The 13,993-nt window shown below is 66.6% G+C and carries 11 protein-coding genes; 6 read left to right on the top strand and 5 right to left on the bottom strand.

Going from position 1 to position 13,993, the window contains the following annotated elements:
* Positions 1–142: 142 nt before the first annotated feature.
* Genes ACV1FX_RS36545 through ACV1FX_RS36525 form a run of 5 tightly spaced genes read right to left on the bottom strand, consistent with a single transcriptional unit; the run spans position 143 to position 3,707 of the window.
* Positions 143–913 (bottom strand): TSUP family transporter, encoded by a 771-nt coding sequence (locus tag ACV1FX_RS36545; protein ID WP_473122384.1) that lies wholly within the window; start codon positions 911–913, stop codon positions 143–145.
* Positions 910–2,166 carry a CCA tRNA nucleotidyltransferase gene (locus tag ACV1FX_RS36540; RefSeq protein WP_473122383.1) on the bottom strand — a complete coding sequence of 419 codons (1,257 nt, stop codon included), beginning with the start codon at positions 2,164–2,166 and terminating at the stop codon, positions 910–912. Before ACV1FX_RS36540 ends, ACV1FX_RS36545 begins: the two co-directional genes overlap by 4 nt.
* A gap of 10 nt (positions 2,167–2,176) precedes the next feature.
* Positions 2,177–2,440: a DUF6111 family protein gene (locus ACV1FX_RS36535; RefSeq protein ID WP_473122382.1), complete on the bottom strand. Its 264-nt coding sequence runs from the start codon at positions 2,438–2,440 to the stop codon at positions 2,177–2,179.
* Positions 2,437–3,108 (bottom strand): CoA pyrophosphatase, encoded by a 672-nt coding sequence (locus ACV1FX_RS36530; protein ID WP_473122381.1) that lies wholly within the window; start codon positions 3,106–3,108, stop codon positions 2,437–2,439. The genes ACV1FX_RS36535 and ACV1FX_RS36530 overlap by 4 nt, the downstream gene beginning before the upstream one ends.
* Positions 3,105–3,707: a DUF1285 domain-containing protein gene (locus ACV1FX_RS36525; protein ID WP_473122380.1), complete on the bottom strand. Its 603-nt coding sequence runs from the start codon at positions 3,705–3,707 to the stop codon at positions 3,105–3,107. Before ACV1FX_RS36525 ends, ACV1FX_RS36530 begins: the two co-directional genes overlap by 4 nt.
* Before the next feature lie 298 nt (positions 3,708–4,005).
* On the opposite strand from ACV1FX_RS36525, the gene ACV1FX_RS36520 reads away from it, so the two are divergent.
* The 6 genes from ACV1FX_RS36520 (at position 4,006) to ACV1FX_RS36495 (ending at position 13,889) form a co-directional block, all read left to right on the top strand.
* Positions 4,006–5,004: an AAA family ATPase gene (locus ACV1FX_RS36520; protein ID WP_473122379.1), complete on the top strand. Its 999-nt coding sequence runs from the start codon at positions 4,006–4,008 to the stop codon at positions 5,002–5,004.
* Positions 5,004–5,948 (top strand): DUF58 domain-containing protein, encoded by a 945-nt coding sequence (locus ACV1FX_RS36515; RefSeq protein WP_473122378.1) that lies wholly within the window; start codon positions 5,004–5,006, stop codon positions 5,946–5,948. Before ACV1FX_RS36520 ends, ACV1FX_RS36515 begins: the two co-directional genes overlap by 1 nt.
* Positions 5,945–8,755: a DUF4159 domain-containing protein gene (locus ACV1FX_RS36510; protein WP_473122377.1), complete on the top strand. Its 2,811-nt coding sequence runs from the start codon at positions 5,945–5,947 to the stop codon at positions 8,753–8,755. Before ACV1FX_RS36515 ends, ACV1FX_RS36510 begins: the two co-directional genes overlap by 4 nt.
* A gap of 7 nt (positions 8,756–8,762) precedes the next feature.
* Positions 8,763–10,826 (top strand): hypothetical protein, encoded by a 2,064-nt coding sequence (locus ACV1FX_RS36505; protein ID WP_473122376.1) that lies wholly within the window; start codon positions 8,763–8,765, stop codon positions 10,824–10,826.
* A 157-nt stretch (positions 10,827–10,983) separates the two neighbouring features.
* Positions 10,984–11,376 carry a DUF2946 domain-containing protein gene (locus ACV1FX_RS36500; protein WP_473122375.1) on the top strand — a complete coding sequence of 131 codons (393 nt, stop codon included), beginning with the start codon at positions 10,984–10,986 and terminating at the stop codon, positions 11,374–11,376.
* Positions 11,377–11,528: 152 nt separating this feature from the next.
* On the top strand, positions 11,529–13,889 hold the full coding sequence (locus ACV1FX_RS36495; RefSeq protein ID WP_473122374.1) for a TonB-dependent receptor: 2,361 nt from the start codon (positions 11,529–11,531) through the stop codon (positions 13,887–13,889).
* The last annotated feature ends 104 nt before the right edge of the window (positions 13,890–13,993 follow it).

Here is a 13,993-nt window from a genome sequence, read left to right as displayed (position 1 = left end):
TTCAGCCGATCGCCTCAAGTCCACCTCTCCCCAGCGGGGAGAGGTGATCTGAATCCTCGGCTCACTTTCGCCCCGTCAGACAAAAAGCTCGAAAACAACCCCAGGCAAGGCCACCATTGCGGAACATGGGATGGCCGCCTGCTCAGGCGAGGAGCTGCTTCACCGCCGCCGAGATCATCACCAGCCCGCCCGTGATGACAGCGACGTCGAGGATCGCGGCGTGGATGTGCACCGGCATCCGCTCGACGAAGGCCTTGGCCAGGAATGCGCCCGGCACCGCCATCCCGCCGATCAAGAGCGCGAATGCCAGCACCTGCGCGGTCACAGCGCCAGCGAGGCCGAACACCGAGATCTTGATGAGGCCGGTGCCGAGCGAGATCATCGCGTCGGTCGCGATCACGGCTGCGCCTTCGAGGCCGGCCGCCATCAGCAGCGAGAGCAGGATGACGCCGGAGCCCGAGGTACCGCCGACCAGCACGCCATAACCGACCGAGCCTGCCGCAAGGCCGGTATTGCCGATCTTGACCTGGCGGCTGCGCAGCACGCGGCGCAGCGGCACGCTCAGGATCAGCATGCTGCCGATCACCAGCGCCGCGCCGGCATTGGTGAGGCGCGTGTAGCCGTAGGCGCCGAGCGCTGTCGTCAGCGCCGCGCAGGCGAGCACGACGAGAGCGCGGCGGCGATCGGCGTAGGAGACATAGGCAACGGCGCGGCTGAGATTGGTGAAGATCGCGGAGATCGCGATGATCGGCACCACGGGCTCGGCGCCGACCATCGGCACCAGCACCAGCGGCATCAAGGCGCCGGTGCCGTAGCCTGCGAGACCACCGATGATCGAAGCAAACAACGCCATCAACGCGACCAGCAGGAGCTGCAAAATCGAGATATCGGCGAAGGCTGAGACGATGGTCAATTTTTCCCGTCGCGGCTGACGCGAGCCGCAGCTTGATCGGCGATGGAAGCGAGCGCCGCCTCCTCTAGGGGAAAATCCGCGGCAAGCCAAGCGTCCTCGGCGAGCGTCAACACATGTCCGAGCGCGGGGCCTTCCGCCATGCCGCGCGCAATGAAGTCGGCGGCTTTCAGCGGGAATTTTGGCGGCATCCAGCGTTGCGGCAGTTCGGCAAGCTCGCGCCAGCGCGCCGAATTCGCCTCGCCGGCGTCCCTTGCCCAGGCCAGCAACACGCGATCGTGATAGCGCTCGACGCCGAGCCGATAGAGCAGCCGCCGCGCCTTGGCTTCGTCCGTACCCGCGAATCGCCACCAGCGGTGCCCCATCGAATCCAGCGCCTTGGCTTCCGCGTTGCTGAGCCGGAGCCGCGACGCGACGCGCTTGGCATCCTCGGTGACGGCGACGGTCAACCCGGCGAGACGCCGCGTCGCGCTCGCCGGCAGGCCGAGCTCGTGCTCGATCGCGATCATCCTCGCCAGCGGGCCGGTATAGGCGACGCCGCCGATCAGCGACTGCAAGAGGCCGCCGTCGGCCATGGCGACCGCCGCGGGCGCAGCTCCGCCTGCGACCAGCAGCTTCAGCATTTCCATGCGCACCCGCTCGGCCGAGAGACCCGCAAGCCCGGCGCGGCCGCGGATGCAGGCGAGATAGCCGTCACGATCCGGCTCACCGGCGCCGAAGGCGGCATGGATGCGAAAGAAGCGCAGGATACGCAGGTAATCTTCCGCGATGCGCTGATCGGGATTGCCGATGAAGCGCACGCGCCGCGCGGCAACGTCGGCAAGCCCGCCGACATAGTCGTGCACCGTGCCTTTCGCGTCGACCGAGAGCCCATTCATGGTGAAGTCGCGCCGCTCGGCGTCTCTCACCCAGTCACGGCCGAATGCAACCTTGGCCTTGCGGCCGAAGGTCTCCGTGTCCTCGCGCAGCGTGGTGACCTCATACGGGTGCCCGTCGATGACCAGGGTGATGGTGCCGTGGTCGATGCCGGTCGGCACGCTCTTGATGCCGGCGCTTTTGGCACGCCGCATCACCTCCTCCGGCAATGCGGTGGTCGCGATATCCATGTCGCCCGGCGGCAACTTGAGGAGCGCGTTGCGCACAGCGCCGCCGACCACGCGCGCCTCCTCGCCGTCCGCGTTCAGGAGTTGCAGGACGCGCGCGGTCCCGCCGGAGGTCAGCCAGGAGGCATCGGCAAGCAGGGGTTCCGCGCTCATCGGCCAGCCCCTATTTCTCGACGCCCGGCACGAGCCTGCCGTTCTCGACATGCGCGGGGACATAGGTCGAGTTCGGCGAGGCGCCGGTGAAGTGCGCAAGTCCGACCAGGCTTGCGATCACCAGCACCAGCGCGACCAAGAGGAGGCGGGCGATGGTGTAGACCGGCCAGGACGATTGCACGAACAGGGCCGAGCGCGTCGCGACCAGGAACAGGGCATAGACCGCGAAGGGAACGAGGAAGATTCCGATCTCGGTCAGCGCCGGCCGGATCATGGCAAATAGATCCGCTCATACAGCACACGCAATATCCCGGCTGTCGCGCCCCAGATGTACCGCTCGGCAAACGGCATTGCGTAGTAGAAGCGCTCCATGCCGCGGAATTCCTTGCTGTGCAACTGGTGGTTCGCCGGATTCATCAGGAAGGATAGCGGCACCTCGAAGGCGTCATCAACCTCGGAATGGTTGATCACCAGCTCAAATCCCGGACGGACCCTTGCAACCGTCGGCAGGATGCGGAAGCCGAAGGCGGTGCCATAGAGATCGAGATAGCCGACCGGCTCGACGAAGTCGCGGAGCAGGCCGACCTCTTCCTCGGCCTCGCGCAGCGCCGCATCGCGCGGAGAGGCGTCCATTGCGTCGATCTTGCCGCCGGGAAAGGCGATCTGACCGGCATGGTCGTTCAAATGCACCGAGCGCTGCGTGAGGAGCACGGTCGGCTCGGACCGATCGATCACCGGGATCAGAACCGCCGCGGGGCGGACCGGCTGCTCGCGCGCGATGATCTGAAGCATCTTGTCGGTACCGGGATCACCCGACATCGGCACGATGTTGGGATCATAGAGGGCGGGCGGCACGTCGAAGGTCAGCCGCGCCTTGGAGCGGGCGAAAAAATCCGCCGCTCCCAACCGGGCAGGTTCGTCCTTCGGAAACGGCTTGGTCAAAGCGCGGCCCTCACCTGCTCGGCATCCGCCATGGCGAAGAATTCGCCGGCCGACTCGACACCGAACATTGGCTGGCCATCGACCATCCGCTCCTCGCCCATGTCAACCAGATCGTAATAGAGCGCGCGTGTCACCTTGGCCCAAAGGTCAGAGCGCACGTGCAGATAGGGTGTCAGCCCGCCGTCCGCCGCCTGCTCGAAGCGCAAGCGATGCGCCACATCGCACCTCACCCAGTCGTCGACATTGGTTCGGAAGCTCAGCACGCGATGGCTGCCCTCGCCCTCCTTCTGCATCTCGACCGCCATGAACGGCGCGTCATCGACGCGAATCCCGACCTTCTCCACGGGCGTGACGAGAAAGTGCTTGTCCCCTTCGCGTTTCAGGATGGTCGAGAACAGGCGGACCAGCGCGTGGCGGCCGATTGGCGTGCCCATGTAGAACCACGTACCATCGGAGGCGATTCGAATGTCGAGATCGCCGCAGAACGGCGGATTCCAAAGATGTACCGGGGGCAGACCCTTCTGGGCAGCGCCGGCGTTCTTGGCGGCGGCGGTCAGCCCGTCAAGACCCGGATTGTTGCTCTGCCCTTGGTTCGCCATGGTTTGCCCTGACTTTGTCTTTGGCACGATTGGTGCAGGTCTACGTTGTACCTCGGTGAGCGGTTCCACACCGGAATCATCCGGTGTGCAAGGTCGCCACTTCGTGATGCCGTACATATCCCGAAGCCGATAAGGTGGGGATAGGTTAATTCAGCGAATACAGGGCCTTCGCGCAAGTCTAGCATAGGCCCAGGACCAATGTGATGAGCTGACATGTCATGAGCTAGCATGTCGCGAGCTTACATGACGTGAGATGACGACGCAGGCAGGCCGCATGAACGGCTTAAGGAGCTGACGGATGGCGGAAAGTGTCGAAAAACTCGAAGACGTGATCGTCCGCTCGGCCGAGCAGGTGTCGGGGCAGATTCGCGCCGCCAAGGAGGCGATCGCAACCGTCATCTTCGGCCAGGATCGCGTGATCGAGAACACGCTGGTGACGATCCTCTCCGGCGGCCATGCACTGCTGATCGGCGTACCGGGCCTCGCCAAGACCAAGCTGGTCGAGACGCTCGGCGTCACCCTCGGTCTCGATGCCAAGCGCATCCAGTTCACCCCCGACCTGATGCCGTCCGATATTCTCGGCGCCGAAGTGCTCGACGAGAGCACCGCCGGAAAGCGCTCCTTCCGCTTCATATCCGGCCCGGTCTTCGCGCAGCTGCTGATGGCCGACGAAATCAACCGCGCCAGCCCGCGCACGCAGTCCGCGCTGCTGCAAGCGATGCAGGAGCAGCACATCACGGTCGCCGGCGCGCGTCATGACTTGCCGAAGCCCTTCCACGTGCTGGCCACGCAAAACCCGCTGGAGCAGGAAGGCACCTATCCGCTGCCGGAAGCGCAGCTCGACCGCTTCCTGATGGAGATCGATGTCGACTATCCCGATCGCGACGCAGAACGACGCATCCTGTTCGAGACCACCGGCGCCGAAGAGACGCTGGCAAAGGGATCGATGACGGCGGATGCGCTGATCGCGGCCCAGCGGCTGGTGCGGCGCCTGCCGGTCGGCGATTCCGTGGTGGAGGCCATCCTGTCGCTGGTGCGCTCGGCGCGTCCCGGCCCCGACGGCGGCGAAACCGGCAAGCTGATCGCCTGGGGACCAGGTCCCCGCGCCAGCCAGTCGCTGATGCTGGCGGCGCGCGCACGCGCGCTGCTCGACGGTCGCCTCGCGCCATCGATCGACGACGTGCTCGACCTCGCCGAGCCGGTGCTGAAGCACCGCATGGCACTGACGTTCCAGGCGCGCGCCGAAGGCCGCACGATTCCGGACGTGATCCGGCAGTTGAAGACACGGATCGGTTGATGGCCGCAGACAACGGGCACACAGCGAAGGAGATCATTGCGATCCGACGTGCCGATGGCGAGAGCCGCACGCTCGCCGCTTCACTGCCGCGCCTGGTGCTCGAGGCCCGCCGCATTGCCGCCAACGTCATCCACGGCCTGCATGGCCGCCGTCGCGCCGGCTCCGGCGAAAGTTTCTGGCAATATCGCCGTTTCGTCTCCGGCGAGCCGTCGCAGAACGTCGACTGGCGCCGCTCGGCGCGTGACGACCATCTTTATGTCCGCGAGCAGGAATGGGAGGCTGCGCACACGGTGTGGGTCTGGCCGGACCGTTCGCCCTCGATGGCATTCGCCTCGAAGAATGCGCGTGACTCCAAGCTCGAGCGTACGCTGATCGTGGCATTCGCGCTGGCCGAGCTGCTCGTCTCCGGCGGCGAGCGCGTCGGCATTCCCGGCCTGATGGCGCCGACCGCGAGCCGCAGCGTCATCGACAAGATGGCGCAGGCGATGCTGCATGACGACGCCGAACGGCCGAGCCTGCCGCCGTCCTTCGTACCTTCGGCGCTCGCCGAGACGGTGGTGCTGTCCGATTTCTGGTCGCCGATCGCGGAGATCAGGAGCACGCTCGCGAGCCTCTCCGGCTCCGGCGCCCATGGCACGCTGGTGCAGATCGTCGATCCCGCCGAGGAGACCTTCCCCTATTCCGGCCGCGTCGAATTCGTCGAGCCCGAGGGCTTTGGCGTGATCACGGCGGGGCGCGCCGAGAGCTGGGCGCAGGACTACACCGCGCGGCTTGCGCTGCATCGCGACCAGATCCGCGACGAGACCGGCAAGCTCGACTGGCTGTTCGCCACCCATGTCACCGATCGCTCCGCCGCCGAACTGCTGCTGTTCCTGCATGCCGGCATGCAGGTCAGCAAATCGGGCGCGCGCTCGACCACCGTCAAAGCGGGACCCGCCGCATGATCGGAAGCCTGCCGCTCGCCTTCACCGAACCGCTGCTCCTGATCGGGCTCGTCAGCCTGCCGGTGCTGTGGTGGTTGCTCCGCGTGATGCCGCCGCGGCCGCGCCGCATCGAATTCCCGCCGACACGCCTGCTGTTCGACATCGCGCCGAAGGAAGAGACGCCCTCGCGCACGCCCTGGTGGCTCACTGCGCTGCGCCTGCTCGCCGCCGCGCTGGTAATCTTCGCCGCAGCCGGCCCGATCTGGAATCCGCAGACCGGCCTTGCCGGCAGCAAGTCACCCTTGATGATCATGTTCGACGACGGCTGGAGCGCGGCCTCGAACTGGGACACGCGGATCAAGGCCGCCGACGAGCTGATCGCCAATGCCGACAGCGACCGCCGCGCCATCGCACTGGTGCCGCTGTCCGAGCCGAACCGCGACATCACGTTGATGCCGGCAGGCGCGGCACGCGTTGCGCTGCGGCAGCTCACGCCAAAACCCTATTCCATCGAGCGCGTTGAAACTCTCACCGCGATTGATCGTTTCCTGAAAGCCACCGGTGATTGCGAGATCGCCTGGCTGTCCGACGGCGTCGACACCGGCCGCGGCGAGGAATTCCTGCAGGGCCTGACCAAGACGATTGGAGACCGCACCTTGACGGTGTTTGAAGGCGGCACGCCCTCTCCGCTGGCGCTGGTCGCGGCTGAGAACGCGGCTGCCAAGATGGTGGTGAAGGTGCTGCGCACCGACAGCGGCATTGCCGCCGGCACCGTGCGGGCGCTGGACCAGAAGGGATCGCCGATCGGCGAAGCCCGCTACGCGTTCGCCCCGCAGGACAGGGAGACCGAGGCATCGTTCGACCTTCCGGTCGAGCTGCGCAACGACATCACGCGGCTCGAGATCTCCGGGGAGCGTTCCGCGGGCGCCGTGCAATTGCTCGACAAGCGCTGGCGGCGCCGCGCCATCGGCATCGTTTCCGGCGCAACCAGCGAGACCGCGCAGCCGCTGCTGGCACCGACCTTCTATCTCACCCGCGCGCTGGCGCCTTTCGCCGACGTCCGCCTCGCCGACAAGGGCGCGCCGCAGCAGGGCATCACGCAATTCCTCGACCAGAAGCTGCCGATGATCATCCTGGCCGATGTCGGCACCATCGCCCCCGAAATCCGCGAGCGCCTCAACGCCTGGGTCGAGCAGGGTGGCGTGCTGGTGCGCTTCGCGGGTCCCCGCCTTGCACAGGCCGAGGACGACCTCGTGCCGGTGAAGCTGCGCAAGGGCGGCCGCACGCTCGGCGGCAGCCTGACCTGGGAGAAGCCGCAGCACCTCGCCGCCTTCACCGCGGACGGTCCGTTCGCCGGCGTCCCCGTCCCCAAGGACGTCACCGTGAGCCGCCAAGTGCTGGCCGAGCCCGATGCGGTGCTCGCGACCAAGAGCTGGGCCTCGCTCGAGGACGGCACGCCGCTCGTCACCGGCGAGCATCGCGGCAAGGGTCTGGTCAGCCTGTTCCACGTTTCTGCCGACATGCGCTGGTCGGACCTGCCAATGTCCGGCACCTTTGTCGAAATGCTGAGGCGGATCGTCGACATGTCCGGCTACACTTCCAAACCCGGCGCCGGCGTTGCCGGCGAAGCAACCGCCGAGACGGTGGCGCCACTGCACATCCTCGACGGCTTTGGCGCCTTCGGCCCGCCGCCGGCAACCGCCAAGCCGCTGTCGGCCGACTACCGTGACCGCGCCACATCAGATCATCCGCCCGGCTTCTACGGCCCGGCCGAGGGACCGCTGGCCGTGAACACGCTTGCCGCCGCCGACCGCATCGCACCGCTCAACACTGCGAGCCTGCGCGCCCGTCATGCGACCTACACCAACGCCGAACCGCGCGACTTGCGCGGCTGGCTGCTCTCGACCTCGCTGGCGCTGTTCCTGATCGACGCCATCATCGTTGCGCTGCTCGGCGGCGGCCTTGCCGCGCTCTTGCGCCGGCGCGCCGCGCCCGCCGTGCTCGCGATCGGACTGGTGCTCGCCAGCCTGGCCTCGCCCGCACCGTCACGCGCCGACAGCGCGACCGACGATTTTGCGATGAAGGCGGTGTCGCAGACCCGCCTTGCCTACGTCGTCACCGGCAATGCCGACGTCGATTCCATCGTCAAAGCCGGCATGTCCGGGCTGACGCTGTTCCTGGCGCAGCGCACCGCGCTCGAGGCCGGCGATCCCGTCGGCGTCGATCCTTCGCGCGACGAGCTCGCCTTCTTCCCGCTGATCTACTGGCCAATCGTTCCCGGCGCGCCGAAGCCGCCGCAGGACGCCATCAACAAGATCGACGCCTACATGAAGCAAGGCGGCACGGTGATCTTCGACACCCGCGACGCCGTCGAAGCATCGCCCGGCGAGAATGGCGCCTCGCAGACGCCGGGCATGCAGGCGCTGCGCGAAATCCTCTCCTCGCTCGACGTGCCCGAGCTCGAGCCTGTGCCGCGCGAGCACGTGCTGACCAAGACGTTCTATCTGCTGCGCGACTTCCCCGGCCGCTTCAACACCGGACAGACCTGGGTCGAGACCCTGCCGCGCGAGGAAGAGGACGACAGCGCGCAGCGCCCGGCACGCGGCGGCGACGGCGTCTCGCCGATCATCATCACCTCGAACGATCTTGCGGGAGCCTGGGCGATCCGACCCGACGGCCAGCCGATGCTGCCGATGACGCCGGGCGAGCCGCGCCAGCGCGAATTCGCCTTCCGCGCCGGCGTCAACATCGTGATGTACACGCTGACCGGCAACTACAAGGCCGACCAGGTGCACGCGCCGGCGCTGATCGAGCGATTGGGGCAATAGGACGGATATGAATTACGGCATCGCGTTCACGCCGCTTGTCCCTGCGATGGTTTTGTGGATCGCGCTCGGCGCGATCGTGGTCATCGCTATCCTCCTGCTGCTGGCCCGCGCACGTGGCGCAGCGGTGCGCGTCGCGGCGCTGGCGCTGTTCCTGCTTGCGCTCGCAAACCCCTCCTTCACCCGCGAGGACCGCGATCCCCTCTCCTCGGTCGCTGCCGTCGTCGTCGACAAGAGCCCGAGCCAGAACTTCGGCAATCGCACAAAGGAAGCCGCGCAGGCGCAGGAGGCACTGGTCGACAGCCTGAAGCGGATCAAGGGCCTCGAAGTCCGCGTCGTCGAGGCCGGACAGGCCGACGGCGAGACCGACGGCACAAAACTGTTCGGCGCACTGACCTCCGCGCTCTCCGACGTGCCGGTCGATCGCGTCGCCGGCGCCTTCCTGATCACCGACGGCCGCGTGCATGACATCCCCGCCAATGCCGCAGCGATCGGCTTCCAGGCGCCGGTGCATGCGCTGATCACCGGCCAGAAGAACGAGCGCGACCGCCGCATCGCGATAACAGCCGCGCCGCGTTTCGGCATCGTCGGCCAGACCCAGACCATCACCTACCGCCTCGACGACCAGGGCGTGACCGGCGATCGCGCCAAGGTGACCATCCGCCGCGACGGCGAGACGATCAGCGAACGCACATTGTCGAGTGGCCAGACCGCAAGCGTCGACGTCGACATCAAGCATGCCGGCCCGAACATCGTCGAGATCGAGGCCTCGCCGCTCGAGAACGAGCTGACGCCGGTCAACAACCGCGCCGTCGTCGCGATCGACGGCGTGCGCGACAAGCTGCGCGTGCTGCTGGTCTCCGGCGAGCCGCACTCCGGCGAGCGCACCTGGCGCAACCTGCTCAAGTCCGACGCCAGCGTCGACCTCGTGCATTTCACCATTCTGCGGCCACCGGAGAAACAGGACGGCACGCCGATCAACGAATTGTCGCTGATCGCGTTTCCGACCCGCGAATTGTTCCAGCAGAAGATCAACGAATTCCAGTTGATCATCTTCGATCGTTACGCCCGCCAGGGTGTGCTGCCGATCGCCTATTTCGACAACATCGCGCGCTATGTCCGCTCGGGCGGCGCGGTGCTGGTCTCGGCAGGTCCCGACTACGCGTCGAACACCAGCATCTGGCGCACGCCGCTCGATTCGGTGCTGCCGGCCGAGCCGGTCGGCGTCACCGAGAAGCCGTTCTACGCGCATCTCTCCGACACCGGTAAGCGCCATCCGGTGACGCGGGGGCTCGAAGGCTCCAACTCCGAGCCGCCGCGTTGGGCTCGATTCTTCCGTACCGTCGACACACGAAACGCGACCGGCTCGCCGGTGATGACCGGCGCCGACGGCAAGCCGCTGTTGTTCCTGTCGCGTTACGGCGAAGGGCGCGTCGCACTTCTCCTCTCCGACCACATCTGGCTGTGGGCGCGCGGCTATGAGGGCGGCGGCCCACATCTAGATCTCTTGCGGCGGATGTCGCACTGGCTGATGAAGCAACCGGATCTCGACGAGGAGGCGTTGCGCCTTCAGGTGCAAGGCAAGGATCTGGTGGTGGTGCGCCAGACCATGGCCGACACCGTGCAGCCGGTGACGGTGACCTCGCCCTCCGGCGTGACGCGCGATCTCACGCTCAATGCCGGCGATCCCGGCGAATGGCGCGCGAGCCTGCCCGCTGGCGAGCTCGGTCTCTGGCAGGCCACTGACGGCACGCTGAAGGCGCTGATCAATGTCGGCCCGACCAATCCGAAGGAGTTTTCGGAGGTTACCTCCACCACGGACACCTTGAGGCCGCTGACGCAGGCAACCGGCGGCGACGCCGTGCGCGTCGTCGACGGATCTAGCGTCGAGCTGCCGCGTGTCGTGCCGGTGCGCTCGGCAAGCGTCTTCCACGGCGACGGCTGGATGGGGGTCAGGATGCGCGATGCCAGCGTGGTGAAGGGCGTCGGCGTGCTGCCGATCTTCGCCGGGCTGATCGGGCTGCTCTTGCTGCTCGGTGCATTCGCCGCGACCTGGGTACGCGAAGGGCGCTGAGCCGAACGAATTCCGTTGCATGAAGATCACAGCGGGAAGCCGGCCATCGCGGCCGCGCCTCCTGCGGTTGACATCCGCACAATGATCCTGCGATGTTACATTGTAACATCGTGATCGCCGTGGGATTGGTCTTCGCGATGTGCGGGTGCGTTTGCAAATGAAGTGGTTCCGATCGAACATCCGGCACGGCGCCCGCCTCGCGATCTTCGCGATGCTGGTGCAGTTCGCGCTGACCTTCGGCCACAGCCACTGGTTCGCGCAGGCTGCGCCGCTGCTCCAGTCGTCGCAGCAGGCGGGCGGCATCGCGTCCATCGATCGTGCAGCGCTGCAGAAGCAGTCGCCGGCAAGCCCCGACCACGACCAGCAGGGCGACGACAATTGCGCGATCTGCGCCGTGGTCTCGATGGCGAGCACCGTCGTGTTCGCGACGCCGCCGCTGCTGCATCTGCCGCAGGCGGTCGAATTCCTCTACCGCACCACCGACGCCGAGTTCATCCATCTGAAGTCGGCGAGCCACGCGTTCCAGCCACGCGCCCCTCCCGCTTCCTGATCTCTCCAGCATAGAGCACGCCTGGACTCGCTCGCTTCTGACGCGCGGACGAGCACCCGGGAGCAGTTGAGGTCGAATTCCGTCGGATCAAGACGGCAGGTCGCCGCCTGTCAACACACAGCCGTTGCCGGCACCTGATTGGAAGCAAGACAATGACATCTTATCCAAGGCGTGCGCAGCGCCTGAGCGGAGCAAGCTGGCTCGTGCTCGGCCTTGCCGCCACACCCGCCATCGCACAGGACAAATCCTCCACAGAGCTGCCCGCGGTCGAGGTGACCGCACCAAGCCCGATCGTCCGCAGGGCGATCGTGCCGGCGCGCCCGACGACGCGCGTTGCGCGCAGCACGGCCGCCCGCCACCGCGAGCATCCGCCCGAGCCGGCCCAAGCCGAGGCCCAAGCACAAGCGACGCCCCAACAGGGCGTGCTGCCGATCGTCACCAACCAGTTCGCAACCGTCACCGTCGTGCCGAACGAGGAGATCCGCCGCGACGGCGGCGGGCAGCTCGGCGACCTCCTGTTCGCAAAGCCCGGCATCACCGGCTCGAGCTTCGCGCCCGGTGCGTCGAGCCGGCCGATCATCCGGGGGCTCGACGTCAACCGCGTCGGCATCGTCGAGAACGGCACCAATGCGGGCGGCGCGTCCGATCTTGGCGAAGATCACTTCGTTCCGATCGATCCGCTGGCGACCAATCAGATCGAGGTGGTGCGCGGCCCCGCTGCCTTGCGCTACGGCTCGACCTCGATCGGCGGCGTGGTGAGCGCGACCAACAATCGCATCCCCGATGCTCTGCCCTCCTGCGCGCCCTCGTTCCAGACCTACGGCATGCCGGCCAAGGCGCCCCTCGCCACCGCTGAAACCTCGCCTTGCGTGACGGCCGAGACCCGCACCTCCCTCAGCTCGGTCGATCGCGGCGTCGAGAGCGGTCTGCTGCTCGATACCGGCGGCGGCAATTTCGCATTCCATGCCGATGTCTACGGCCGCAAGACCTCCGACTATTCGATCCCGAGCTATCCCTATCTGTTCGACCAGACACGCCCGGTCGGCAGCCATCAACCGAACTCGGCGACGCAAGGCGACGGCGCATCGATCGGCGGGTCCTATTTCTTCACGGGCGGCTATATCGGCGCGTCGATCACCGAGAACGATGCGCTCTATCATATCCCCGGCATCGATGGTGCCGATCACCAGACCCGCATCGACGCGCATCAGACCAAGATCAACGTCAAGGGCGAGTACCGTCCGGATGCCGCCGCGATCGACACCATCCGCTTGTGGATGGGCGCCACCAACTACCGCCACAACGAGCTCGGACTCGCTGATCCCACTGACCCGGCGACGGACGGCGTGCGGCAGACGTTCACCAACCGCGAGGAGGAGATGCGCATCGAGACCCAGCTGATGCCGTTCAATGCCCGCTTTGCGGAGGTGACGACCGCGTTCGGCTTCCAGGCCGGCCATCAGGAGCTGACCGCGCCGAGCCCGGATAATCCGGGCACACTGTTCAACGGCCTGTGGGACCCGAACCGAAACTATCGCGTCGCCGGTTACGTCTTCAACGAGTTCAAATTCGGCGACCACACCCGGGCGCAGATCGCCGGCCGGATCGAGCATGTCGAGCTGCACGGCTCGACGCCGGATTTCCCGGCGGATTTCCTGCCCGACGGCACCCCGCAGACGAGCATCGTCCGCAATCCGTCCTTTACGCCCAAGAGCGGCAGCATCGGGCTGTTGCAGGACCTTCCCGGCGGCACGGTCGGCAGCATCACCGCGCAATATGTCGAGCGCGCGCCGAAACCCGCCGAGCTGTTTTCGCGCGGCGCGCATGATGCGACCGCGACCTTCGACATCGGCAATCCGAACCTCACCATCGAGACGGCAGAATCCGTCGAGATCGGCCTGCGCAAGGCCACCGGCCCGTTCCGCTTCGAGGCCACCGCCTACTACACCCACTTCGACAATTTCATTTATCGCCGGCTCACCGGCGTGATGTGCGGCGACGACTTTGCCTCCTGCGGCACGCCGGGTGCCGAAGTGAACCAGGCCGTCTATTCGCAAGCGAACGCGAACTTCCGCGGCGGCGAGTTCCAGTCGCAGCTCGACGTCGGAGCTATCAAGGGCGGGATCTGGGGCATCGAGACCCAGGGCGACGTGGTCCGCGCCACTTTCACCGACGGCACCAACGTGCCACGGATACCACCTTTAAGGATGGGCGGCGGCCTGTTCTGGCGCGACGACAACTGGCTGATGCGTGTCAACCTGTTGCACGCCTTCCCGCAGAACAACATCGCAGCAATCGCGGAGACGCCGACGCCGGGCTACAATCTCCTCAAGGCGGAGGTCAGCTACAAGACAAAGCTCAATCCGAACGCCTTCGGCGCGCGCGAGATGCTGGTCGGTCTCGTCGGCAACAATCTTCTGAACGAGAACATCCGCAACTCGGTCTCCTACACCAAGGACGAGGTGCTGCTGCCCGGGATCGGCGTGCGCGCGTTCGCGAACTTCAAGTTCTGAAGCGCGACGAGATGAGGTTCGGCATGCGAGGCACGAGGGAGTAATCCCTCGCTGCTTGCGGGATGATGGAAAGATTATCGCCCGAAATCGGTGTGCCGGCCGTT

It is taken from the genome of Bradyrhizobium ingae, from assembly GCF_055791185.1.
The sequence above is the reverse complement of the archived record's forward strand: the minus strand, read 5'-3'. Positions and strand labels throughout refer to the sequence as shown.